This window comes from Methanomicrobium sp., assembly GCF_055145805.1.
In genome coordinates, this window is record NZ_JBSREC010000115.1 from 1 (window position 1) to 24,265 (window position 24,265).

The window sequence follows — 24,265 nt, forward strand, 5'->3', positions numbered from 1 at the left end:
TTAAGTCATAGCGGTCAACACCGCCCTTCATCCTGAGGGCAACCAGAACCTCTTCAAGGCTTGCGTTTCCGGCACGCTCCCCTATCCCGTTGACAGTTGTATGAAGCTGAAATGCACCTGCCTGTGCGGCTGTTATTGTGTTTGCGGATGCAAATCCCATATCATTGTGGCAGTGAACACATAGCGGATTTTTGAGATCTTTTTTTAGCTCCTTTACAGTATTATACATCTCAAGGGGAGTCATATATCCGACAGTGTCAGCAAAACTGCTGTACGCAGCGCCTCTTTCTGCTCCTCTTCTGTACATCTCCTTTAAAAATCCGATATCTGTCCTTGATGCCTCTTCTGCGGAAAAACGAACCTTCAGTCCGTGATCGTTTGCGTAATCCAGCATTTCAAGTGTTAATTCAAGCATCTCTTCGCGGGATTTTTTGTATTTGGTTTTTATGTGAAGATCTGATGTCGCAAAGAAGATACTTACAAGGTCAACACCGCAGTCGATTGCGGCGTCAAGGTCTGTTTTGACACATCTCGCAAGGCAGCATGTCCGGGCGGAAAGTCCCATATCAACAATTGCCTTAACACTCCTCTTTTCAGCTTCAGAGACGCTTGGAAATCCTGCCTCTATCACCTCAATTCCGATGCGGTCAAGCTTCTCTGCGATATCCTTCTTCTCATCACATGTGAATGAGACTCCCGGTGTCTGCTCACCGTCCCTTAATGTAACGTCACAAATTTCAACATCTAATGGTTTCATTTTTCTCACCTTCGGGACAGACTCCCTCAACAACAATTATCTTCAGGTTTTTCGGCTTATCTTTGAGATGCTCTTTTAGCACATCCGGGGAATTGGCTGCTATTACAACAGGATCTGCAAATTTTATGTATGGCATAATATCGAAGATATCCTGCCCCCCTGTCATGCCCATTTTTTTGTTCTTCAAAACGATGCATAAAAGCGGAATTTCCTTTTTGTGAATATCAATAAGTGCGTTAATTCCGGAATGCATCAGTGCGTAGTCGCCTGTTAAGGCAATTTTTGTGCTCTTTGCTCCAACCGCGACAGATGATCCCAGTCCGTAGTTTGCAATTCCGAATCCGTATGGCGGATTTTTGGAAAGAAGCGAGCATCCTGTATCACAAACTGCCTCAACTCCGGATTTTGCAATAGTCTCAAAGAGCATCTTATACGGGCAGTTCGGACAGAGAGTCTTTGTAAATCCCCGCACTCCTGCAGACTCAGGTTCTTCTGTAAATTTCGGCGGATACGGATTTCGGTGCTCATAAAGGAAAGTTCTGTCAAATCCTGTGTCACTGCCGGCTGTTTTCACAGACAACTCAGACGGGGGCCAGACAAACGGGGGCTTTGACCATTCGTACATCTCACGGGTTTTGTTATCGGAATATTCGCATCTCCCCTTCATTGTAAGATCAGGTGCCGCAAGGTCTCCGTATTTCTGAACTCTGTATGGTATATGGGAGTCATTTGTCTCACTTTTGAGAATGTCCTGTGTCACTCTGATAATACATACTCTTGAAAATTTCTCTGATGCCTGCAACGCTGACTCAATACAGGATGCAATATCATCCGGTCTTGGCTCAAGCAGCGGGACTTGTGCAACTTCGGCGAAGTATCTTGAATCCTGCCTGTTCTGTGAGCCTTTAGCCTCTGTGTCATCGCCGGCGATTATCACAACTCCGCCTCTGATTCCCTGTGTTGTTGCACTGACAAGCGGGTCACAGAGTGCGTTCATGCCGGCATTTTTTACAATTACAACCGATCTCAGGCCGGTAAGTGAATCACCGAGTGCGTATTCAAGTGCAGTCTTCTCGTTTATTGTGTATTCGGCCCGGCAGTAATCACAAAGTTCTGTCACCGGATATCCGGGAACTGAGTAGCATGTATCAGAGCCTTTTATGACAGCCTCTGCAAGAAGAATTTCTGTTTTCATCACAGATCCCTCCCCGGCGCAAGATCGCATCCCGTGCATCTGGAGCACATTGAAAGGGCTTTTGCCGGGTCAAGTCCGGCTTTTATTAGCGCCTCCTTTAAAAATTCAGACATCTCAAGGATTCTTTCGGCTGTTGGTCTTTTAAATTCTGAAAGTTCTCCTGAAGGAGTTAAGGGTCTTATCACAGGGATTATGCCGTTTTCGCAGAGTTCTGTAATGCACTTTTTCATCTCCTCGTCTGTTTCGCCAAGGCCGAGGATTACGTTTGAATAAACCCTGTTTTTTCCGAAGAGTTCAACTGATTTGATAAGAGCGTCCCACAGAACTTTTCTCTCAGGTCCCGGACAGATTTCTTTAAAAAGAGAGTCAGTTGCAGTTTCAAGGTTGAATTTGACCTCGGATACACCAAGATCAAATAACTTTTCAGGAGTATTCTCTGTCGGGTATATGGAGACGCCGATTGGAAGATTAAACTTTTTAAGGCGCTTTATAACCTCAATCACCCGTTTTTCATCCTCCTGTGGTGATCCCATAACACCGCTCGTTAAGGATATGCATTCAATATTGTCTGCAACAGCGGCTACCATCTTCTCAATAATATCAGGACTTTTTATCCTGCCTTTCTGCTTAGGAACTGTGCAGAATCTGCACCCAAATATACATCCCTCGCTTACTGTGATATAGGCCTGCTTCGGACAGTGCCATCCGACAGGCTCGACAAAACCTGAGATATGGATATCGCCGAATGAGAGTTCTGCCCTTTCCTTTCCGTAGCAATGAATTTTAACAGGGCTTTTTTCATCGACCGCGAGTCTGACTCTTGTCTCTCCGTCAGAAAAAAAGACAGAGCCTGCCCTTCCTGCGCCCGGACCTGCATGGGACTGCTCAATATCACACACCGTTCCGGTAAGCCCTGCGGTTCCGATCGCCAAGAGTTGTGGTTTGAACAGTCTCAGGCTCATATTAATAATGCCTCGTCGTATTTTGTGTAATACGGAATTGCAGCGGCGGCGCCTATGATTCCGCGTCCCTCAATCCTGATATCAAGAAGGTCTCTTATCTTCTCAAAGTCGTCCATTGTAACCTCGCCTGCCTTAACGAGACTTCCGTATGAATCAAGGGCAGATGTGTCAAATCCGATGTATGCACAGAGTCCTGTCTTATCAGAGAGGGTGTACTTTTTTACAAGACTCTCAAATCTGTCAAGAAGTTTTTCCGGCTCTGCTGATGCAAATTCACATGCAATTGCGACACAGTTCTTTGTCCTGTAAGGGACAGGGAACAGCTGGGTTATTGTATGTGAAAGATACCGTGAATTCTCATCCTCGACTGCCTTTGATATATTGTGTGCCAGAGTCCAGGTCGCACCTTCTTCAGGTGTGTCGGTATCATCCAGCCCTATTACAACCCTTGTGAATTTTGGGAGCCATATCGTTGAGCCTGCAACCTTTCCGCCGCCGCACGGGTCGGTTCTATGCCTTAAAACACCGCCTGCGGTTGCCCTGCATATGCTTGCACCGACGCCTCCGCCCCCCATTCCTATGTAAGTTACGGAAATCTCTGAATCCTCAACCGCAACTTCGCTGATTCCGGCGGGGAAATAAGAGCCCTGAAGGTCAAGGCTGACGCGTCCTGCATCAAGCATGAATCTCTGGGTGTTTCCGACAATCTTTGAGGATTTAACAAGCGGACTTTTGGTGTAGTGGTTTTTCGCCCACATCGCACCGCCAATACAGTCAAATCTCTCGATAAGCTCAACGCTTTTGTTGTCTTCGGATGCAACCCCCAGAATCTCCGGATAGGAGACCGAGTATGGATTTTCAAGGAAATTTTCTTCAAATTCCATGTAATCCTCAGGATTAATTCCTGACTTCTTTTCGTTTTCAGAGATGTTCACCATACAGACCTGCCGCCTCAACTCCCCTGTTTGCCCAGAGGACTGCCCCGAGTGCACCGATTCTGCCTTTGCTCTTTGCAGAGTCGATGTATCTTATTCCAAGTATTTCCGCCTCCGTCTCACATTCGGCTACGTTTAGCACTTCGGTTTTCACTTTTTCAAGATACGGTGATTCGGGAAGTGAAAGGCCTGTCCATACCGCGATTCCGGTATCAGAACTTACTGACCCTTCTTCAATAAACTCCTTTACAAAAGCGAGGAGCTCTTCTACCTTTCCGGGAAGAACTGCAAAATTAAGGGCTGATCCCACACAGTTTGTGGTCTTGTTAGGGACTTTGGGGTTTAGCTGAATAAGCCGCATGTCAAGGTATTCGACACCCTCAATAGTGCATGCTTCAGCACACTTCGATGCCAAAACCCATGTTGCGCCTGACTCTTTAGTATCGGTATCATCAATTCCGATTGAGACTTTCACATATTTCGGAGAATAGATGCGGGTTCTGCATGTCCTTGCACCGCCTGCCTTCAAATCCTCTTCTGACGGGTATTCGGTCCTGACAACTCCGGGCGCCTGCGGAAGGCATACTGCAACTCCGACTCCCGCACCTGCAATTCCGGCCCAGTCTGTTACTGCCATATCACCTTTTATTGTTACTCCCTCAAGCGCCTGACCTCCGATGTCATCTCCTGCCGCACCAAAGTTTATCGGATATTTGCCTATTCTGGCTGACATCGTCATCGAGGCACCTTCGACACTGATTGACTCAATCGCACCGCCGGCACGCCTTCTGTTCATGACATCCCATTCTATTGCTCCCCTGTGACAGCAGTGCTCAATAATTTCAGCTTTTCCTGCTTCTTCGTCAACTATAACAAGGAATTTTTTGCAGAACATCTGGCCGTAGCGTTCTTTTACCTCATCGGGTGTCAGTGTAATCATTATATTTTGTCACCGAAAATTTCGTTAACAGAAAATTCGGCAACATGATATTTAATGGGTTTGATTGTAAAATAGAATCAATAAATGATTATAAAATTTTATTTTCACTCAATAACTGCCAGATAATCAGAAAACAGATACTTCCTGTATCTTTTCTTACCTGTAATTTCAGTTAAAATTTTCAGGTCTTCAAATATTTTCATCAGATCATATGCACTCTGACGGTTGATTCCGAGGTCTGCAATAATATCATTTACAGATATTACAGGTTTTTTAAAGATCAGATCCACCATGCCGACGGATGCCGGACTGTCAGCAGCGTTTTCATGAAGCAGTCTTATAGTGTCCTGCTTTAATCTGTGTATTCTCTGTATTGCCAGAAGTGCTCTTTTCGATACATCATTAACCCCTTTAAGGAAAAATATGCAGAACTCTTCCCATTCACCCTCATATCTGACGTTATTTAACAGCCTGTAATACTCTTCCTGATGCTCTTTTAAGTAAAGACTTAAAATCAGAACAGGGCTTGTTATCATCCGGCAGCGGATGAGGTATAGCACTATCAAAAGCCTGCCAAGCCTTCCGTTTCCGTCCATAAATGGGTGAATTGTCTCAAACTGCACATGAATAAGTGCGGCTTTTAAAAGATGCGGAATATCATCATCTGATGTGTAAAATTTTAGAAGTGAGTCGAGAAGTTCTTTTATCATATCCGGCGGGGGCGGGATAAAGACTGCATCATTTATGGTTGAACCCGGTCGTCCTATGTAATTCTGAACATCCCTGAAGACACCTGGTGATTTATTCCTGCCCCTTGCTCCTTCAATCAGAGTCCTGTGAATGTTCTGAAGATACATGAGGTCAGGTATTTTACCACTCTCAGAAATTGCCTGTTCAAGTGCACCGATATAGTTTATGACTTCCCGCAGATCATGAGGGTCTTCACCTGTCTCTGTCCCTGCTTCGGATGCGAATACACCTCTGAGTGTGGCCTGCGTTCCTTCGATCTGTGTGGATAAAACGGCCTCCTTTCTGATAAACAGCTTCATGAAAATGTCGGTGTCCGGCAGTGTGAATGCCGCACCTTCAAGTCGTGAAAGTGCTGTCCCGGCATCTGCAAGATGTTTTTTGAGCACTGTATTCATTAAAAGCGGCGGACTGGGTGGGAGTGGCTTTGGGATAAACGCCAGATAACCGCCTTTCTGGCGTACGGGTACTCCTGCACGACTTTCGTATTGGCCGTTTATATCGTCAGCATTCAGGGAATTTTTCATAAGTCTGACATTCCTGAATTAGGTAGTGAGTTAATACTTTAAGTCAGTATTCCCTGACTTAGAATAAAATTTTTTCCGCTAAGTCTGTAATATTTGAATTAAATCGCACAATAATTGTGCCGGGAAAAAAGTCAGATTTTGATATCAGAAAAAAAAGAATTGTATTAGTTTCCGAAAAGTGATGACAACAGATCAATAATCTGTTTGAGCATGCTGTTTTCCTTCTTCAGATCTTCATTTTCTTTCTGAAGCTGTTCTATTAACTCCTGCTCTGAATTATCATCTCCTTCAAAAAGATCTGTCTGAATTCCGTCACATTTGTCTGTTATTTCAAACTGCGCTGTTTTTTCTGTTTCGGAATTCTCATTCATAATTTTGAGCGTGAAAGTCCCTGTCCCGATATCTCCGGAATTTAAGGATGTCTTAAAAGAATTCCAGCCTTCAGATTCCGAGCCGGCAACAACTGTGAGTGGTTCAGGTGCAGTCCATTTGAAATTGACGTTTACGCCCTCTATCTGAAGTGCAAGTTTTGAACCTGCGGGAAGGTCAGTTATGCCGTCAATCTCTATTGTCTGGTTGATGCAGTACTGCTTGTTAAGACTGAATCTTATGTTCCTCTGGTTTTCATAGGTATACTGGTTCTGTGAATCTGTATTTCCGGGAACTTCTGCCAGGGTAAATTTTCCTGACTTATAGGTTCCTGTCAGAGGTTCGGTTACAGTAAGTTCATAAGTGCCAAAATTCCATCCGTCCGGCTGAATATATAGTTTCCAGTCATTCCACCCGGACGTTTCCGCTGAACTCTGGTACACAAAACCTCCCTCTTTTAGTGTATATGCAAAATCCGAATCTGATGATTTCACATATGCGTCAAAGTATGTGCCAACAGGGAAGTTTGTAATGCCTGTTACATAGACAGTTTCACCGTCATAAAAGGTGTTTTTTAGAGCCATTCTGATAGCTCTCTCTTCTGTGCCGGATGAACTACTCTCTGTATTCTGCTGTCCTGAAGGAGATGATTCAGGTTCTGTTAATCTGAAGGTATTGGATTTTTCCGCTCCGCTTACAGGTTCATATACTGTAAGTTCGTAGATGCCTTCATTCCAGCCTGTGGTGTCGGCATAAATCTTCCATTTGTTCCATCCGTCTGTTCCCTTTTCATAGACAGTGTACTCTTTGGTGACTTTATAGATGAAATCCGAATCAGTCCCTTTTACAATGCCGTAGATGTTTGTTCCTACCGGAAGGTTTGCGATTCCTTCGGCAAACACTGTCTCACCGGTAGTGTATGCTGAAGGGATCGAAAATCTGATTGCTCTCTCTTCAGATGCACCTGTGTCTTCGCTTGCCGCCATGACTGCCGGAATAAGCATGCAGACAAGGGCGAAAAACAACAGTCTCCTAAAGATAAATGAACTGAAATATTGTTTCTTCATAAAGCCTCACTAAAATATAATCTCTTTTCATAGTATGAATATTTTTTTTAATTTTTTGAGGAGTCTGTCACTGATCTTATTTATTAAAAATGATATATCCGGCTGACAATCCTGCACTTTAAGTCAGTAATCCCTGACTTTGAATAAATTTTCTTAGCGGGGTCTCTAATCCTAAAATTAAAGTTCACATGATTATGTCAGGGAAAATGTAACATCCCGATATCAGATTAAAAAAAAGATTTTTAGTTTAATTAAGAATCTCATGAAGGTCGAACTTGAACGGACCTAAGTTTCCGCCGAAGTTGCCTGCTGTAATGAATTTGATGCCCGGAATCATTGTTGCGGCTTCAATGCCCACTCTTGTTGCTTCCTTAATTGAATCCTCGTCAACACCATCCAATACTATCTCATAGACTGCGCCTACACCCTCAGGGACTTTTGTATCCTCAACCTGGTCACGGATTGAAGGACAGTACTTCTCGTTTGTTGTTGCGACCATGAACTTGTATTTTTTTGACCCGACCTTTGAACCGGATGCAACTACGGGAAATGAGCACATACATCCCGGTACACCGGAGATTGCATCTACTGCCGCATCTGCTGCCATGAGGGCCGCAGGCTGGTTTTCTCCCATAATGAAGAAGTTTCCGCCTGCAATTCCCTTTACAATACCAAAGTTTTCCTCACCGACGTATTCGCCGTTCATGATAGGAATAGCCCAGCATTTTCTGCCGCCGACTTCCTTCTGGTATTCATATCCGTCGCCGAAGAAGTGAAGTTTGACATCGATTCTCTCTTCTGCCTCAGGCATTCCGTCGAAAACCGCTGTTGTCGGCTGTGTAAGGACACATTCTGCAATGCGCTCAACAACCTGCTCCTTCATCTTCTTCTTTCCGCCTGTAAAGAAGAGAACTGCAACTCCCGGCCTTCCGTCAGGTGTCTCTTCAGGGGAGAGGAACATCTCAATTCCTGCTTCGCACGGGCATCCGATTGCTGATGTTGCAAATCCGGTTGCCTCGGTTGCTGCCTGGTATGCCCACTTTTCATTAATTGCAGTAATAATTACTCTGCATGCCCAGTTGGGGAATGCTTCTGCATATTCGTTATCGATTGTAACTCCGTTTAATTCCATAAAATAACCTCAAATTTGGGTATGAAGATCAAAAAGCTGATCTTCATCAAACATTGAATGGCCAGAAAGATGGCATCATCAAAGTTTTTTTGACAGTCTAATTTCACACTTGTAAGGTAAAATAATATTTCTTTTTTATCCGGAGGCAAAAGGAAAAAATCCGGTTGGAGAAATTCGCACATATATAATAATGACTTGGAGAATTTTTTAGCTTTAATTCAGTCTTTTTCATATGGCCTGTGTTACCATATCTGCAAAACAATAATCTGGAAATAAAAAGTTTATTAACTAAAATATTTGAGATTAAAAACCAAAGTTGTGACTGATTTTTTTAAACGGGTTAGTCTGATTTCCTTTGTTAACCAGTTCTGCTTTTATGCGTTCCTGAGTAATTTGCAAAATATGTATTTATTGGTATTATTTTAAGGATTAAATGCCCAAATGGCAAAATATCTGAATAAAAGACAGTGTAATGAGCATTAATCCAAATATAATGCTTTCTATTTGACATTTTCACCGCGCCACTAAAAAGAGGTGCATGTAAAGTTTAAAATATTGACTTATGTTCTTTGTCAACCTGGTGTGCAGAAACATCCTGTATTTTTTCCAAAAAAAGCGGGCATAACTTCAGAACATTTATCTATTTTTTTTCCCCACTTTTTACGATCGATTAACGATCGATATAGCGGTGCGTGATATAGATGGCATTTGCAGTTCATGTGAACATGAATAATTGTACTGGTTGTAACAATTGTGTGGTAGCATGCCCAGTCGATGCATTGGAACTCAATACAGTTGATCCTGTCTCAACAGACAAGATTTACTGCGTTATCAACGGAAAGGCAAAAATCCTTGATGTTGACAGTGAGCTCTGTGCAGGATGCGGTATTTGCATTGAAGCATGTCCATACGATGTAATAACCCTTAAGGGACGCTGGGAACAGCTTCATAACGAAGACAGGTATACCCACCCCGTAATGGAAGGACTAGAGGATATCCGGGACTATGAAGAGGAGTGCGAAGCACTTGTCGAAAGGCAGGCCAAGCTTAAGAAATTCCCTGAATTTTGGGAACTCAGAAAAGAGTTGTCCAAGTCCGGAGCACAGGAGTAAAGCTTAGAATATCATTATAGGAGTGTTGAAATTCATGAGTACGCTTTTTCCAAAATACTCCAAGAGGCAGGAAGGATGTTTCACAGTAATGGAGCAGAAGCTCTTAAAACAGGTGAACAATCTTGTCCTGGACAACTCAAGATGTACCGGATGCGGTATATGCAATGAGTCCTGCCCCGAAGATGCGATCAGCATTGGACCTGTAGGTGCATACCGCAGGGGTGCGATCGATTATGGTTCAGCAGTTCAGGTGGACGAGACAAAATGCTCATACTGTGGTGTATGTGTGGCAATGTGTCCATTTGATGCAATGAAACTTGAGATAGACGGCGAGGAATGTCTTCCTATTGTTGAAAAGGAAGGTTTCCCGGTATATGACAAAAAAGCAGAGATTGACAGCGAGAAGTGTGTACAGTGCACAACCTGCGAGGACGTATGTCCGCGTGATGCAATCATTCGTGATGTTCCGCTTTTTGAGGGAACAGATCTCTTTGGCCTTAAAAAGGCACAGGCTCTTCAGTCAAATAACGAGTTTGTGTACAACGAGGACAAATGTACATACTGTGGTCTCTGTGGTGAGATCTGCGTTGCAATAGATGTCATCAAAAAGCCGTTCTCAGCTGAGACAGGGGACGTCGAAGGCGAGGTTATCTGGAATCAGAAACTTTGTGACGGCTGTGGCCTCTGTGCTGAGATCTGCCCGTCAGAGGCAATAGAAATCAAACGCGGACCTGTTGAGAAGAAACCCAACAATACAGGCAGTGTACAGATCGATAAAGACGAATGCTGTACATGCCGCTGGTGTGCAATCAACTGTCCGACAGAAGCAATCACTGTTGAGAAAATATTTGAAGGAGATATTGAATTCCATGCTGAGAAATGTCCCGGCGGATGTTCCACATGTATTGAAGTATGTCCTGCAAATGCAATTTACCTCCCGTCACCTAAAGCTCCGGCTGACATGCATGGCGAGATTGAGGCTAATATTGCAGTCAACAAGGACTTCTGCATACTTTGTGGTGCATGTGTCAACGCCTGCCCTGGTGAGGATATCATCGTTCTCAGGCGTACCGGCATCAAGATGAAGGGCAAGGAAACTGACCTCTTTAAGACAATTAAGGAGAAGCTCCTCACGCCAAGAACATCCAGAGTCAGAGAACAGAAGGATGAATTTGGCGAGGTAGAGGTCAAAGCTCTTTGATCTGTGAGGAATTCATATGGCAATTGAGAAAAATTACGGAAACCCTGAACTTGAGGAGAAACTTAAGGACAGGTATTACTATACCGATGACTCCAAAAAAGACTTCGCAACAGAAGTAAAGGAGATCAGCGGTACGATTTCGCATATGTGTTACCAGTGTGGTACATGCACAGGCTCATGCCCGTCAGCACCACGCAGTTCATACCGCATTCGTGTCTTTATGAGAAGAGCAGTGCTCGGTCTTGAAGATGAGGCTTTAACGGATCCTGATCTCTGGCTTTGTACAACATGCTATTCCTGTACAGACCGCTGCCCGCGTGACATTGCGCCAACCGATGTTATAATGGCAATGAGGAATCTTGCATTCAGAAAGGACATTGTTCCAAGAAACTTCTTAAAGACAGTCCAGCTGATATACAACACAGGACACGGTGTACCAAACAACGATGTAAACCGTGCAGCACGTGAGAAGCTTGGTCTCCCAAGGGACCCGCCGACAACCCACAGCTATCCTGAATTTATTCCTGGAATCCAGAAGATTATGGATCACTACAAGCTAAAAGAGAACGCAGACCGCATTCTCTCGGAGGAGTGAGTATATATATGGCAAAAAAAATGGAACACTCATATGCATTCTTCCTTGGCTGTATTGCACCAAACCGTTACCCCGGTTGTGAGGCATCTGCAATCAAGACAAGTGAGAAAGTAGGAATCGAACTTCTCCCTCTCAAAGGAGCAAGCTGCTGCCCTGCACCTGGTGCATTCGGCGCTATCGATCTTCGTGTCTGGTACGCAATGGCAGCACGTAATGTCTGTCTTGCAGAAGAGATGGGTAAGGATATTGCCCTTATCTGTAACGGATGTTACAAGTCAATCTACGAAGTCAACCACAAACTTAAACACGATGACGAACTCCGCGATGGCGTAAATGAAGTCCTCGCAGAGGTTGACATGGAGTTTAAGGGAACAATAGATGTCTGGCATCTTGCTGAACTCTATTATGACGAGAAGATCTGCGGTGTAAAAAAGATTGCAGATACTGTCACAAGACCTCTTGCAGGAACAAAGATTGCAGTCCACTATGGATGCCACTTATTAAAACCAGGCAAAGAGCGCCACTTTGGAGATACTGAAAACCCAATGTGGATTGAAGAGCTTGTAGATGCTCTCGGTGCAGAATCTGTCCAGTACCGCAACAAAATGCAGTGCTGTGGTGCAGGCGGAGGTGTCCGCGGATACGATATTCTCCATTCACTTGACATCACAAACGAGAAGCTGATCAACATGCAGGAAGCAGGTGCAGATGCAATCACAGAAGTCTGTCCGTTCTGTCAGCTTCAGTTTGACCGTGGTCAGGTTGAAATACAGGAAAACTTCGGAAAGACCTATGACCTGCCTGTTCTTCACTACAATGAGCTTTTAGGCCTTGCACAGGGTATGACTCCACAGGAACTTGCTCTTGATCTGCATGCAGTTGACTGCAAGTCATTTTTGGAGAAGATTCTATAAGGAGGATAAAAGATGGCAGAAATTGAGAAACCAAGAATAGGTGTATTCCTTTGCCACTGTGGTACAAATATCGCAGGATCATTGTCAATAGACGATGTTATGGAATACGCAAAAACCCTCCCCGATGTAGTTGTGGCTGACCAGTACCAGTACATGTGTTCAACACCAGGTCAGAACAAGATCATCGATGCAATCAAAGAGCACAACCTAACAGGAATCGTTGTTGCTGCATGTTCCCCACGTCTGCACGAGCCGACATTCAGGACTGCAACAGCAGAAGGTGGCCTTAGCAAGTTCCGCTTTGAGATGGCAAACATCCGTGACCAGAACTCATGGGTTCACATGCATGACTGGGACGGAGCAACAGAAAAGGCAAAAGACCAGGTCAGAATCGCTGTCGCAAAGGCAAGACTCTTAGAAGACCTTGTGCCAAAGAGTGTGCCTGTTGAGCACGCTGCAATGGTTGTCGGTGCCGGTGTCGGTGGAATGCAGGCAGCACTTGATCTTGCAAATGCAGGAATCAAGACATATCTTGTTGAAACATTACCAACAATCGGCGGACGTATGTCCCAGCTCGACAAGACATTCCCGACACTTGACTGTTCACAGTGTATCTTAACACCAAAGATGGTGGATGCAGGACGTCACCCGTTAATCGAACTCAAGACATACACCGAAGTTGCAAATGTTGAAGGTTACATCGGAAACTTCGATATAACACTCAGAAAGAAGGCACGTGGCACATATGACGGTCCCGAGATGATTGCAGCAGGCCTTGAAGGTTCAGGCTGTAACGGCTGTGGTGACTGTGCAGAAATATGTCCGGTAATAAAGCCTAACGAGTTTGAGATGGGAATGGCCCCGAGAAAGGCAATCTACATCTATCACCCTCAGGTAATGCCTCTTCAGTACACAATCGACTTCGATTCATGCGTAAAGTGTGGACTATGCAAGGAGATATGCGGTACAGAGAAGAATGCAATCAACCTCAATATGGAAGATACATTTGAGAAGGTAAAAGTAGGCTGTGTAATTCTTGCAACAGGATATGACCTGATTCCAATCGAAGACAAGAAAGAATGGGGTTACAAGAGATTTGAAAATGTAATCACAGGTCTTGAATTCGAGCGTTTAATCTGTGCATCCGGACCAACCGGCGGACACATGATTCGCCCTTCAGACGGTGCAACACCAATGAAGGTTGGATTTGTGCTCTGTGCAGGTTCAAGAGACAACACAGGCGGCGTTGCAAAACCATACTGTTCCAGATTCTGCTGCATGTATTCACTTAAGCATGCTCACCAGTTAATGGAAAAGATCCCGGGATGCCAGCCATATCTCTTCTACATGGATATTCGTTCATTCGGAAAGATGTATGAAGAGTTTTATTACCGTATCCAGAATGAGGGATGCAAGTTCATCCGTGGACGTGTTGCAGAAATTCTGGAAGACCCGATCACAAAGAATGTCCTTGTGAAAACAGAGGATACACTTCTTGGAAGACCAGTCTCGATAGAATGTGATCTCGTTGTATTGGCAGCTGCTATTCAGCCAAAACCTGATGCAGAACCACTCCGCCAGATGTTTGGTATATCCAAGTCACAGGACGGATGGTACATGGAAGCACACCCAAAGCTTAACCCGTGTGGTACAACCACAGCAGGTATCTTCCTTGCAGGTGTATGCCAGGGACCAAAGGATATTCCTGACACAGTTGCACAGGCAGAAGGAGCAGCATCAGCAGCAAGTATTCCGATTCACCAGGGAGAAGTTCAGCTTGAGCCTTACTTTGCCCAGTGTGTTGAGGATCTCTGCGCAGGATGTGGAATGTGCGTCCCGCAGTGCCCTTACAGTGCTCTTGCATTGATTGAAAAAGACGGAAGACAGGTTATGGAAGTAACCGAAGCAAAATGCAAAGGATGCGGTACCTGTGGCGGATTCTGCCCTGGTGGTGCAATTCGTATGCAGCACTTTACAAGTCCGCAGATTGTAGCACAGATTGATGCATTCCTGCTTGGCGGACTCGGAGGTGAAGAGTAAAATGGCAGAAGAAGATTGGAGACCAAAGATTATTGCAATTATATGCAACTGGTGTTCATACGCCGGTGCAGATCTTGCAGGTGGTGCACGTATTCAGTATCCGCCGGATATTCGAGCAATACGTGTTATGTGTACAGGCCGTGTTGATCCGCTCTTCATCATGAAGGCGTTTCAGGACGGTGCAGACGGAGTTTTAGTATCCGGATGCCACTTTGGTGACTGCCACTACCTTGAAGGGAACTTCAAGTGCGCAAAACGCATGTTCCTGATGAAGAACGTCCTCAAAAATATCGGTATAAACGACAACAGACTCAGAATGACATTCGTATCTGCATCCGAGGGTGCAAAATGGGGTGGAGTTATGGAAGACGTTGTCAGTACCGTTAAAGAACTGGGTCCAAGCCCGCTGAACAGGTGATATACATGTCAGATAAAATTTTGTTAAACATGATTACCCAGCGCTCCATTGAAGAAGGTATTGCAATGGAGATTGGAAAGACCTCACCTGAATATTTTGAGGCCTGTTCACTCATTGAGATGAACGAAGAGGATATTGAGGCGCTTGGTATTGATCCAAACACCAATGTCAAAGTAACAAGTGAAAGCGGCGAAGTTATTGTAAAGGCAGTTGTCGCCCGCCAGACCTGTTACAGAGGCTTATGCCACATCAGACAGGGTGTATGGGCAAACCAGGTTGTTCCGCCAAGAACCCAGTCTACCGGCGAACCGCAGTACAGCGGTTTCCCTGTATATGTTGAACCTGCTCCTGAAGAGTGTATCAAGACAGCTCTTGAATGCGTTCAGGGAGCAGTAGGCCTTTGGAAAAAAGGTGATGAGTAAATGCCTAAAGTAATCAAAAACGTAGGATGTCCATATTGTGGTACCTGCTGTGATGATGTGGAAGTCACTGTCTCCGACGACGGCAAGAGAGTTCTTGAAGTAAAGAATGTCTGTGCAATCGGAACAGAGATCTTCATGCACGGCGGTGACCACGAGGGGCGTGTCAAACTGCCGCGTATGCGCCAGCCTGATGGCTCAGTAAAAGACGTCAGCTTCAAGGAAGCAATTGACTATACAGCAAAGGTTCTGCTCAATGCAAAAAAGCCACTGATGTACGGTTTTGGTTCAACCAACTGTGAAGGTCATGCAGCAGCAGCACGTGTAATGGAAAGATCCGGTGGTTGTCTTGACAACTGCGCATCAATCTGTCACGGAAGTTCCTTCCTTGCAATATTCGACAACGGTTACCCGTCCTGTACATTGGGAGAGGTCAAAAACCGTGCAGATGTAATTGTGTACTGGGGATCTAACCCTGCACATGCACACCCGCGTCACATGTCCAGATACTCCATCTTCCCGCGTGGTTTCTTCACCGGAAAGGGACACAAATCAAGGACAGTTATTGTAATTGACCCAAGGTTTACAGACACTGCACGTGTTGCAGATCACTTCCTTCAGGTCAGACAGGGACACGACTTTGAGCTGTTCGATGCATTCCGTATGGTATGCCACGGACATGCAGAGGACATCCCTGATGTAGTAGCAAACATTCCTAAGGAGAAGATCCTTGAAGTAGCTGAGATTCTTAAGAATGCACGCTTCTGCAACTTCTTCTACGGAATGGGTCTCTGCCACTCAGACGGACGTAACCACAACATTGACATTGCAATTTCACTTACACGTGACTTAAACGAGTTCACAAAGTGCACAATCATGGCAATGCGTGGTCACTACAATATCACAGGACCCGGAGCAGTCTGGTCATGGCAGTTTGGTTTCCCTTACTGTCTTGACTTAACAAAGAAGACCATGGTTCACATGAACCCCGGCGAGACAAGTTCCGTTGATCTTGCAATGCGTGACGAAGTCGATGCATTCATTAACATCGGTACAGATGCAGGAGCTCACTTCCCGATTCCGGCAGTGCAGCACTTAAAGAGTCATCCTTTCATCACAATCGACCCAAGTGTCAACATGGCAAGTGAGATTTCAGACCTTCACGTCCCTGTAAAGATCTGTGGTGTCGATGTCGGCGGAATTGTCTATCGTATGGATAATGTTCCTATTCAGTACAGGCAGGTTGTAAATGCACCTGAAGGTGTTCCTTCAGATGAGGAATTCCTCGATGCAGTTTACGAACGTATGGTTGAACTTGAAGGAGAGGGATTCATATGAGCGATTTATTAATCAAAAACGGATTTGTATTTGACCCGATTTCCGGCATTAAAGGCGATAAAAAAGACATCGGTATAAAAGACGGTAAGATCGTTGATGCTTCGGAAGTCAAAGGCGGCAAAACAATTGACGCGTCCGGAAAGACTGTCATGGCCGGCGGTGTTGATATTCATACACACTGTGTCGGACCTAAAGTCAATGTCGGCCGTCTGATGCGTCCTGAAGATAAACTCTTCAGAAGCAGGACAAAAACAGGTCAGACAAGGGTTGAGATGGGATTTGCTGTTCCAAGCACCTTCGCAACCGGATATGCATACGCCCGTATGGGATATGTATACCTTAATGAAGCGGCAATGCCGCCTCTGCATGCTCCTCACGTTCATGAAGAAATCCGTGATACACCTATTGTGGATATCTCCGCAATGCCTGTTCTCGGAAACAACTGGTTCCAGCTTGAGTATCTCAAGAACAAGGAATACGACAACAATGCGGCATATACCGCATGGCTCCTTCGTGCAACAAAGGGATTCGGAATAAAGTGCGTCAACCCCGGCGGAACAGAGGCATGGGGATGGGGTATGAACTGTACAACAATTCACGACCCTGTTCCATACTTTGACATCACACCTGCAGAGATTGTAAGAGGACAGATTGAGACAAACGAGTACTTAGGTCTCCCACACTCAATGCACGTTCACGGAAACAATCTTGGTAACCCCGGAAACTACGAGACAACACTTGACACACTCAAACTTGCAGAAGGCATAGAAGCCAACAGCAAGTTCGGACGTGAACAGGTTCTCCACAACACTCACCTTCAGTTCCACTCATACGGCGGAACAAACTGGGGCGACTTTGAGTCTGCATCTGAAAAGATCATGGACTACGTAAACAGTCAGAAAAATATCTCCTTTGATACCGGATGTGTCACATTTGATGAGACAACCACAATGACTGCTGACGGTCCGTTTGAGTACCACTTAAACAGGTTAAACAACTTAAAGTGGGCAAACACTGACGTCGAACTTGAGACTGCAGCCGGTGTTGTTCCATACGTCTATGATCCAAAGATCAAGGTATGTGACATACAGTGGGCAATCGGTCTTGAGCTTGCACTTCTTGCAAAAGATCACATGAGATGCCACTTAACAACTGACCACCCGAATGCAGGTCCGTTCATCCGCTACCCGCGTGTAATTAAATGGCTTATGTCCAAAGCAGCACGTGACGAGCTTCTCCATTCATTCAAGTGGGCTGACAAGGTAATCAGCGCAACAGTTCTTGAATCAATGGACCGTGAACTCAGTCTGTACGAGATTGCACAGATGACACGTGCAGGAACTGCAAAGTGTCTCGGTCTCGCTGACAGGTATGGTTCACTTGCAAACGGTGCAAACGGAAACGTTGCAATATATGATCTCAACCCTGAGAGCATGCCATCCGATCCTGAACTTATCGAAAAGGCATTCTCAGAGACATTATTCACCATAAAAGACGGTCATATTGTTGTTGAGAACGGTATTGTGGTCGGCTCAGCACCGCACCGCACAGTCTGGACTGATGTCAAGATGGCGGAGAATTTACAGGTTGAGCGCGATATTCGCGAGAAGTTCACCAAGTATTACACAGTTGATCTTGAGAACTATGCGGTATTCGATGAACATGTTCACAACCCACTCGCAATTGAGGTTGATCTTACCGCATGAGGTGAAAAGTTATGAGTACAGTTACAATTACAACCAAAGGAACTCACGAACTTTACCTTGAGGCGTACAATGTCACCCCTGATGCATTTGCAGGAAAGACAGCTGAAGAGATCGCAAATCTGGAGTGCCATGAGGGTAACTTAAAATCAACCCTCGGCGCTTATTTTGAGATCGAAGGAGTTTCCGGTGCAACAGCAGAAGAGACAACAATTGTCGTCAAAGGTGACTGTAAAAAGGTCAAACGCATCGGTCAGCAGATGACCGCAGGCGAAGTTATTGTTGAAAGCGACTGTGATATGTACACAGCCGGCTGGATGAAGGGCGGCAAAGTTTACGTTAAAGGCAATGTTGATTCATTCTGTGGTATCGGAATGGAAGGCGGAGAGTTTATCGTTGATGGAAATGCCGAAAACCACCTTGGAAGTGCATACCGTGGCGACTGGCGCGGTATGAAAGGCGGACTTATCCACGTTAAAGGAAACGCAGGTAATGATATCGCAACTTTCATGAGAGGCGGAAAGATAGTAGTTGACGGCGATGCTTTCATACACGTATCCACACACGCAGAAGGCGGAACTGTCATTATCAAAGGCGACGTTGAAAGCCGCGTAGGCGGGCAGATGGTCAAAGGAGACATATACGTCTTCGGCGAAATAAAATATCCAATGCCCGGATATAAGTACGTAGGCGACATCGAAGCTGAAGTTGAAGGTGAAACTGCACAATTCGCACACTATATCGGTGACCTTGGCGAGCGCCACCCCAAGAGAAAGGGTGAGATCGTCTACGGTAACATATATACAAAACTCTAAAAATCTTTTTTTTAAATTGAATCAAAATTACGGCTCTTTATTCTGATTTCTTTCGCTGAGCCCAAATAATGATTAACGCTGTGTTTTTTACGATCCTGCTTTAAAATAGTGTAAATATGGAAACATTTATTCCAATTGATAACCGACTGATGAATAACGGTTTATGCTTTTAAAAAGAGGACAGCCTGTTTTGGATTGTGCCTTAAATGATAGCTTCAATCAAAGTTTTTCTTTGGTTTTCGGCCCGAGATATCCCCCGGAGGACTAATATTGAAATTGCTAATGACAAGCGGAAGGACAATACGACAGGGTGAACAGCTTTACTATAAAGATCAGCCTTCATATTCAGAACAGACCTCGCTCTGCTATATTAATCCTCTTGATATGATGGAAATTGGTGTTGAGCAGGGTGATCTGGTCAGGATAAAAAGCACTGAATGGGAGACTGTATTTAAGACAATCTCAACAGAAGATGTCCAGAAGGGGATGGTCTTTATTCCCTGCGGCCCGCACGCAAATTCTATTCTTCATTCCAGAACCCATGGTACCGGAGCTCCTGACTACAAATGGCTTGATGTTGAGGTCGTGAGGGCTGAGAAGGACGACAGAATATCATCCGCCTGGGAGATTTTGGAAGAGGAGGGCGGTCTGCGTTATGAGAATCCTGACCCCGGATGTCTTACAACGTCAGAGAACGGCGACTGTGTTGTTGAGGATGTTGTATGTCCCCTCTGCGGATGTCTCTGTGATGATATTACCCTTACAATAAAGAATAATGAGATAATCGGCGTTGACAACGGATGTGCTTTATCCAGCCAGAAATTCCTTGCAAAACACCGGTTAAAAGCGCCGATTATGCGTACAGAGAATGGCTGGAAGGATATCTCGTATGATGAGGCAATACAATATACTGCGGATATGCTTCTGGAGGCAGAAAGGCCGCTTCTTTTCGGATGGTCCGGTACATACGGGGAGGCCCAGTGCATGGGCATCTCAATTGCAGAGATGATTGGCGGAGTAATTGATAACTGCTCGTCAATCTGTCACGGCCCTTCCATTATGGCGATTCAGGAGGTAGGACATCCCGGATGCACACTTGGCCAGATAAAGAACAGGGCTGATGTTATTGTGTACTGGGGTTCAAATCCGATTGAGTCACACCCGCGTCATATGAGCAGATATTCTATGTATGCTGACGGATATTTTTTGGACGACGCATTTCACGACAGGAAATTAATTGTTGTCGATATCAGGGAGACTGATGTCGCAAAGAATGCGGATGAATTCATAAAGATAAAACCCGGAGGGGATTATGCCGTATTTTCAGCCCTTCGTGCGATTGTAAGGGGAAGAGCAGATGTAATTCCGGATATGGTCTCGGGAGTTAAAAAAGAGCAGCTCCTGAGGGTTGCTGATATGTGTGTTAAGGCAAAGTTCGGTGTTTTCTTCACCGGAATCGGGCTTACCGAATCACCCGGCAAGTACAAAAACGTCAGAAACGGCGTTGAACTTGTGGATGAACTCTGCAGGCATACCAAGTTTACACTGACACCGATGAGAGGTCACTGGAATGTTTACGGCACAAACCAGACCTTCACGTATATGGGCGGATATCCGTATGCCATAGACTATTCACGCGGCACAGCATTTTACAATCCCGGTGAGACCTCTGCGGTTGATCTGATTACGAGAGGCGAAACAGATGCATGTGTTATTATCGGAAGCGATCCCGGTGCACATCTCCCAAGAAAGTGCAATGAGATGCTCTCAAAGATCCCGTGTGTTGTAATCGATCCATTCCCGAGTCTTTCAACTGCTGTTGCAAACGTCCAGATTCCTGTTGCAATGTGCGGTGTGGATGCCGAAGGGACGGCGTACAGGCTTGATGCAATTCCGCTGTGGGTTAAAAAGGTTCTTAATTCAGACCAGCCGAATGATCTGCAGGTTCTGACAAAAATATATGATATAATAAAGGAGGCAAAGCAGAAATGAGCGAAATTCTCCTTAAAAACGCCTGGGTTATCGATCCCATAAACGGGATAAAAGGCGAAATTATGAATATTGCCATTAAAGATGGGAAGATTGCAGAGTCTGTCGGAAGTTCTGCCGAGGTTATTGACATAAAAGGTCAGCTTACCCTTCCCGGAGGTATCGATTCTCACACTCATATCTGCGGTACAAAGGTCAATTTCGGACGATACATGAGTCCCGAGGATATGCGTGCCGGACGTGAGAGGGCACGTCCTCCATATATGCATGCAATATCAGGATACAGTGTCCCTACAGTTTATGCAAATACCTACCGCTACAGTGCGATGGGGTATACAACTCTTCTTGAGGGTGCGATGGCACCTATGGGAGCACGTCACACTCATGAGGAGTTTGAATACATGACTCTTCAGGACACGATGGCAAACACCCTCTTTGACGGCAACTGGTCTGTAATGGAGGCTGTTCATGAAAAAGACCTGAAAAAAGCCGCTGCTGTTGTTGCATGGACACTTGCGGCTGCAAAGGGATTTGGTCTTAAGCTCACAAATCCGGGAGGAACGGAAGCCTGGGGATACGGGCATGATGTCAGCTGTATTCATCAGAAGGTGCCGCATTTTGATGTGACTCCGGCTGAGATTATTGAGTACATGATAAAGGCAAATGAGCTTTTAAATCTCCCACATTCTGTTCATCTGCACTGCAACAATCTCGGAAAGCCCGGAAACTACAAGTGTACATTAGAGACGATGAACAGGACTCCTGATCTCAATAAGGACAGGCAGAGTCTTTATCTTACACATGTGCAGTTCCATTCTTACGGCGGTTCAACATGGAGTGATTTCTGCTCGAAATCGGACGATATTGCATGGATGGTTAACAGAAAGCCGCAGGTGGCAATAGATATGGGTCAGGTGATGTTTGGAAAGACAACAACCATGACTGCCGACGGGCCGATGGAGTTTAACCTTTACAGGCTTTATCACAACAAATGGAGTAACCATGATATCGAGCTTGAGACCGGCTCAGGTGTTATTCCGGTGATGTATTCCCGTAAGAATCTTGTAAACTCAATTATGTGGGCGATTGGTCTTGAACTTGCACTGCAGGTTAAGGACCCGTGGCAGTGTATGCTTACAACTGATAATCCGAACGGTGCTCCTTTTGTTAAGTATCCTGAGATTGCGGCACTTTTAATGAGCAAAAAGTATCGTGATTCCGAGTTTGCAAAAGTTCACCCGGATACAGAAAACAGGGTTCTTCTCCATACACTTGACCGTGAACTTGACTGGTATGAGATAGCTGTTATGACACGCTCGGCACAGGCGAAGGCTCTTGGAATTGTGTCCTTAAACAAAGGTCATCTCGGCATAGGTGCCGATGCCGACATCGCGGTTTATCCGGTGAAGGTCGATGAGACTGACCCGACACAGGATTATGAGAAGGTAATTGAGGCTCTTGGCAGAACAAGTTACACAATAAAACAGGGAGTTGTTGTGTCAAAAGACGGGCAGTGCCTTGTAGATGGCAGAAACAGGACATTCTGGGTGAAAGCAAAAGTTCCCGAAGAGCATAATATTGAACACGATCCTGAGTTCATAAAGAAATTTGAGCGTTATTATACGGTAAAGCTCGGGAACTATCCGGTACAGGAGAGTTTTCTGCACGACAATTACTGTATAGAGACAAAATCTGATTTCTGAATATTTTCTTTTTTAAAATAATTGTAAAATCAAAAAAAAATTTGAGGGGGGCGATAATCTAATTTATGCCTTTGTATTTACAAAGTCCATTGAATCAAAGGTGTCCGGAGTGAGATATCCGATATATGTCGGGACTGCACTTTCTGTATAAACATAAATCCGGTTTCCTGTTTTTGTAACATAGTTGTAGTATGAGTCAGTATCAGGATTTGCTTTTAAGTCATCATATAATTCCGGATATTTTGAATCAAAGGATTTATAGTTGTCAAATGATGTGCCAAGCTCTTTAAAAGAACTGTCCTTTTTGAGATATGCCTCATTTTTATTGCCCTGATTGTCTTTAAAGAGTGTCCTGATGGTGTATTTATTAGTTATTTCATTGTATGCCGTGATTAATTTCAGGGTTCCTTTATTGTCTGATACAATTATTCCTGCAGTATATTTTGGTGAATCGGACTGAGGAACTGTTACAGTCTCTGTTGGTGAATTTGTAGGAGAAGCAGAGGTAACAGCAGTGCTTTCCGGCGAAATGACTGGACTTTCAGCATTGTAGGTGCTCTCAGTGCCGGTGCATCCTGCGGACAGGAGGACTGCAAATATAACAATAATTATTAAAGCGGCTGAATAAATCTTCATGTAAAATTTAGTATTTGTTATTGGCGATAAACCTTTTCAATCCGGACCGGCATGATCCTGAAAATTTCCTACATCTTAGAGGATTTCCAAAAAACCCCCCAAATTTATATGTATCTTTCTCATATTTCTAATATGGATAAACCAGGACTCTTAAAGGACTTTAAACCGGCTCCGCAGTTTAAAATATATAATCTGATCACAGTTTCATCTCTGGTAATAGTGATATGGCTCTGTGTTTCATGGCTTGGACTGGCTATGGAAAGTGCCCTTGTCAGCTATCTCGTCGTTGCATCACTTGTTCTTGCGCTGATTGTAACTGCGGTCTGGAATCCGCTCTACTACAGATCTATTGTCTATCATCTGAACAGAACCGAGATGACGTGGAAGAGAGGAGTCTGGTTCAGACAGACCGGAATTGTGCCTTATAACAGAATCACCAACGTCGATATCGTCCAGGGCCCTTTAATGAGGCTTTTTAAAATATCAAACCTGAGAATTCAGACTGCCGGATATTCGGCGCAGAAAACAGCTGAAATAAGCATAAAGGGAATAACTGATCCAGAACCTCTGCGTGGGATGATAATGGATTTTGTCAGAAGTAAGGGTGCTGTCGCAGCCGCGACCGGAGGCAGCGATGACGATATTTCCTCGGGGATGGTAAACGACGATGTCTTAGCCGAATTAAAGGAGATAAAGCAGATTCTTAAAAAAATAGCTGAAAAATAAAAAGATCCTGAAAAAAGAGTTTTAT

The 24,265-nt window shown here is 44.8% G+C and carries 20 protein-coding genes and 2 pseudogenes; 13 read left to right on the top strand and 9 right to left on the bottom strand.

What is annotated here, in order from left to right; translation table 11 throughout:
- The 8 genes and pseudogenes from aksA to fhcD form a co-directional block, all read right to left on the bottom strand.
- Positions 1-757 (bottom strand): annotated as a pseudogene (gene aksA, locus ACTB1O_RS10705) (homoaconitate hydratase); the annotation flags it as partial.
- Positions 738-1,952 carry a thiamine pyrophosphate-dependent enzyme gene (locus ACTB1O_RS10710; protein ID WP_462995128.1) on the bottom strand — a complete coding sequence of 405 codons (1,215 nt, stop codon included), beginning with the start codon at positions 1,950-1,952 and terminating at the stop codon, positions 738-740. The pseudogene aksA and the gene ACTB1O_RS10710, both read right to left, overlap by 20 nt.
- Positions 1,952-2,884 carry a radical SAM protein gene (locus tag ACTB1O_RS10715; protein WP_462995129.1) on the bottom strand — a complete coding sequence of 311 codons (933 nt, stop codon included), beginning with the start codon at positions 2,882-2,884 and terminating at the stop codon, positions 1,952-1,954. The genes ACTB1O_RS10710 and ACTB1O_RS10715 overlap by 1 nt, the downstream gene beginning before the upstream one ends.
- Positions 2,885-2,910: 26 nt before the next feature.
- Entirely contained in the window at positions 2,911-3,798 is an 888-nt protein-coding gene (gene mmp11, locus ACTB1O_RS10720; RefSeq protein WP_462995154.1) for a methanogenesis marker protein 11, read from the bottom strand.
- Between the two features lie 37 nt (positions 3,799-3,835).
- The gene (locus ACTB1O_RS10725) at positions 3,836-4,789 is read right to left on the bottom strand and encodes a tRNA(Ile2) 2-agmatinylcytidine synthetase (protein WP_462995130.1); all 954 of its coding nucleotides are present in this window, start codon (positions 4,787-4,789) and stop codon (positions 3,836-3,838) included.
- 104 nt (positions 4,790-4,893) lie between these two features.
- Positions 4,894-6,063 carry a Fic family protein gene (locus tag ACTB1O_RS10730; RefSeq protein ID WP_462995131.1) on the bottom strand — a complete coding sequence of 390 codons (1,170 nt, stop codon included), beginning with the start codon at positions 6,061-6,063 and terminating at the stop codon, positions 4,894-4,896.
- 164 nt (positions 6,064-6,227) lie between these two features.
- Positions 6,228-7,499 (bottom strand): bZIP transcription factor, encoded by a 1,272-nt coding sequence (locus ACTB1O_RS10735; RefSeq protein WP_462995132.1) that lies wholly within the window; start codon positions 7,497-7,499, stop codon positions 6,228-6,230.
- Positions 7,500-7,746: 247 nt separating this feature from the next.
- Positions 7,747-8,631, bottom strand: coding sequence for a formylmethanofuran--tetrahydromethanopterin N-formyltransferase (gene fhcD / locus ACTB1O_RS10740; protein ID WP_462995133.1), 885 nt, complete (start codon positions 8,629-8,631; stop codon positions 7,747-7,749).
- Between the two features lie 701 nt (positions 8,632-9,332).
- Here fhcD and ACTB1O_RS10745 point away from each other — a divergent pair.
- From ACTB1O_RS10745 to ACTB1O_RS10800, 12 genes and pseudogenes are all read left to right on the top strand, one after another.
- A pseudogene (locus tag ACTB1O_RS10745) lies at positions 9,333-9,572 on the top strand (4Fe-4S binding protein); the annotation flags it as partial.
- A 205-nt stretch (positions 9,573-9,777) separates the two neighbouring features.
- Positions 9,778-10,944: a 4Fe-4S binding protein gene (locus ACTB1O_RS10750; protein WP_462995134.1), complete on the top strand. Its 1,167-nt coding sequence runs from the start codon at positions 9,778-9,780 to the stop codon at positions 10,942-10,944.
- Positions 10,945-10,960: 16 nt separating this feature from the next.
- Positions 10,961-11,539 (top strand): CoB--CoM heterodisulfide reductase subunit C, encoded by a 579-nt coding sequence (gene hdrC, locus ACTB1O_RS10755; protein WP_462995135.1) that lies wholly within the window; start codon positions 10,961-10,963, stop codon positions 11,537-11,539.
- Between the two features lie 8 nt (positions 11,540-11,547).
- Positions 11,548-12,453, top strand: coding sequence for a CoB--CoM heterodisulfide reductase subunit B (gene hdrB, locus ACTB1O_RS10760; RefSeq protein WP_462995136.1), 906 nt, complete (start codon positions 11,548-11,550; stop codon positions 12,451-12,453).
- 12 nt (positions 12,454-12,465) lie between these two features.
- Positions 12,466-14,493: a 4Fe-4S dicluster domain-containing protein gene (locus ACTB1O_RS10765; protein ID WP_462995137.1), complete on the top strand. Its 2,028-nt coding sequence runs from the start codon at positions 12,466-12,468 to the stop codon at positions 14,491-14,493.
- 1 nt (position 14,494) lies between these two features.
- Positions 14,495-14,911 carry a hydrogenase iron-sulfur subunit gene (locus tag ACTB1O_RS10770; RefSeq protein ID WP_462995138.1) on the top strand — a complete coding sequence of 139 codons (417 nt, stop codon included), beginning with the start codon at positions 14,495-14,497 and terminating at the stop codon, positions 14,909-14,911.
- A 5-nt stretch (positions 14,912-14,916) separates the two neighbouring features.
- Positions 14,917-15,333: a molybdopterin dinucleotide binding domain-containing protein gene (locus ACTB1O_RS10775; RefSeq protein WP_462995139.1), complete on the top strand. Its 417-nt coding sequence runs from the start codon at positions 14,917-14,919 to the stop codon at positions 15,331-15,333.
- Positions 15,334-16,668: a formylmethanofuran dehydrogenase subunit B gene (locus tag ACTB1O_RS10780; RefSeq protein ID WP_462995140.1), complete on the top strand. Its 1,335-nt coding sequence runs from the start codon at positions 15,334-15,336 to the stop codon at positions 16,666-16,668.
- Entirely contained in the window at positions 16,665-18,374 is a 1,710-nt protein-coding gene (locus ACTB1O_RS10785; RefSeq protein WP_462995141.1) for a formylmethanofuran dehydrogenase subunit A, read from the top strand. Before ACTB1O_RS10780 ends, ACTB1O_RS10785 begins: the two co-directional genes overlap by 4 nt.
- Positions 18,375-18,385: 11 nt before the next feature.
- The gene (locus tag ACTB1O_RS10790; protein ID WP_462995142.1) at positions 18,386-19,186 is read left to right on the top strand and encodes a formylmethanofuran dehydrogenase subunit C; all 801 of its coding nucleotides are present in this window, start codon (positions 18,386-18,388) and stop codon (positions 19,184-19,186) included.
- 270 nt (positions 19,187-19,456) lie between these two features.
- A complete protein-coding gene (locus ACTB1O_RS10795) occupies positions 19,457-21,178 on the top strand; it encodes a formylmethanofuran dehydrogenase subunit B (RefSeq protein WP_462995143.1) in 1,722 nt (573 codons plus the stop codon).
- Positions 21,175-22,878 (top strand): formylmethanofuran dehydrogenase subunit A, encoded by a 1,704-nt coding sequence (locus tag ACTB1O_RS10800; protein ID WP_462995144.1) that lies wholly within the window; start codon positions 21,175-21,177, stop codon positions 22,876-22,878. Before ACTB1O_RS10795 ends, ACTB1O_RS10800 begins: the two co-directional genes overlap by 4 nt.
- Positions 22,879-22,941: 63 nt before the next feature.
- Here ACTB1O_RS10800 and ACTB1O_RS10805 read toward each other — a convergent pair whose 3' ends face one another.
- Positions 22,942-23,514 carry a hypothetical protein gene (locus tag ACTB1O_RS10805; RefSeq protein WP_462995145.1) on the bottom strand — a complete coding sequence of 191 codons (573 nt, stop codon included), beginning with the start codon at positions 23,512-23,514 and terminating at the stop codon, positions 22,942-22,944.
- Between the two features lie 132 nt (positions 23,515-23,646).
- On the opposite strand from ACTB1O_RS10805, the gene ACTB1O_RS10810 reads away from it, so the two are divergent.
- The gene (locus tag ACTB1O_RS10810; protein ID WP_462995146.1) at positions 23,647-24,240 is read left to right on the top strand and encodes a PH domain-containing protein; all 594 of its coding nucleotides are present in this window, start codon (positions 23,647-23,649) and stop codon (positions 24,238-24,240) included.
- Positions 24,241-24,265: the final 25 nt, after the last annotated feature.

What these genes read in the sequence shown, in the direction of transcription:
- ACTB1O_RS10710 (WP_462995128.1), bottom strand. Translation starts at nt 1,952, where the DNA reads ATGAAAACAGAAATTCTTCTTGCAGAGGCTGTCATAAAAGGCTCTGAT.
- mmp11 (WP_462995154.1), bottom strand. Translation starts at nt 3,798, where the DNA reads ATGGAATTTGAAGAAAATTTCCTTGAAAATCCATACTCGGTCTCCTAT.
- ACTB1O_RS10725 (WP_462995130.1), bottom strand. Translation starts at nt 4,789, where the DNA reads ATGATTACACTGACACCCGATGAGGTAAAAGAACGCTACGGCCAGATG.
- ACTB1O_RS10730 (WP_462995131.1), bottom strand. Translation starts at nt 6,063, where the DNA reads ATGAAAAATTCCCTGAATGCTGACGATATAAACGGCCAATACGAAAGT.
- ACTB1O_RS10735 (WP_462995132.1), bottom strand. Translation starts at nt 7,499, where the DNA reads ATGAAGAAACAATATTTCAGTTCATTTATCTTTAGGAGACTGTTGTTT.
- fhcD (WP_462995133.1), bottom strand. Translation starts at nt 8,631, where the DNA reads ATGGAATTAAACGGAGTTACAATCGATAACGAATATGCAGAAGCATTC.
- ACTB1O_RS10750 (WP_462995134.1), top strand. Translation starts at nt 9,778, where the DNA reads ATGAGTACGCTTTTTCCAAAATACTCCAAGAGGCAGGAAGGATGTTTC.
- hdrC (WP_462995135.1), top strand. Translation starts at nt 10,961, where the DNA reads ATGGCAATTGAGAAAAATTACGGAAACCCTGAACTTGAGGAGAAACTT.
- hdrB (WP_462995136.1), top strand. Translation starts at nt 11,548, where the DNA reads ATGGCAAAAAAAATGGAACACTCATATGCATTCTTCCTTGGCTGTATT.
- ACTB1O_RS10765 (WP_462995137.1), top strand. Translation starts at nt 12,466, where the DNA reads ATGGCAGAAATTGAGAAACCAAGAATAGGTGTATTCCTTTGCCACTGT.
- ACTB1O_RS10770 (WP_462995138.1), top strand. Translation starts at nt 14,495, where the DNA reads ATGGCAGAAGAAGATTGGAGACCAAAGATTATTGCAATTATATGCAAC.
- ACTB1O_RS10775 (WP_462995139.1), top strand. Translation starts at nt 14,917, where the DNA reads ATGTCAGATAAAATTTTGTTAAACATGATTACCCAGCGCTCCATTGAA.
- ACTB1O_RS10780 (WP_462995140.1), top strand. Translation starts at nt 15,334, where the DNA reads ATGCCTAAAGTAATCAAAAACGTAGGATGTCCATATTGTGGTACCTGC.
- ACTB1O_RS10785 (WP_462995141.1), top strand. Translation starts at nt 16,665, where the DNA reads ATGAGCGATTTATTAATCAAAAACGGATTTGTATTTGACCCGATTTCC.
- ACTB1O_RS10790 (WP_462995142.1), top strand. Translation starts at nt 18,386, where the DNA reads ATGAGTACAGTTACAATTACAACCAAAGGAACTCACGAACTTTACCTT.
- ACTB1O_RS10800 (WP_462995144.1), top strand. Translation starts at nt 21,175, where the DNA reads ATGAGCGAAATTCTCCTTAAAAACGCCTGGGTTATCGATCCCATAAAC.
- ACTB1O_RS10805 (WP_462995145.1), bottom strand. Translation starts at nt 23,514, where the DNA reads ATGAAGATTTATTCAGCCGCTTTAATAATTATTGTTATATTTGCAGTC.
- ACTB1O_RS10810 (WP_462995146.1), top strand. Translation starts at nt 23,647, where the DNA reads ATGGATAAACCAGGACTCTTAAAGGACTTTAAACCGGCTCCGCAGTTT.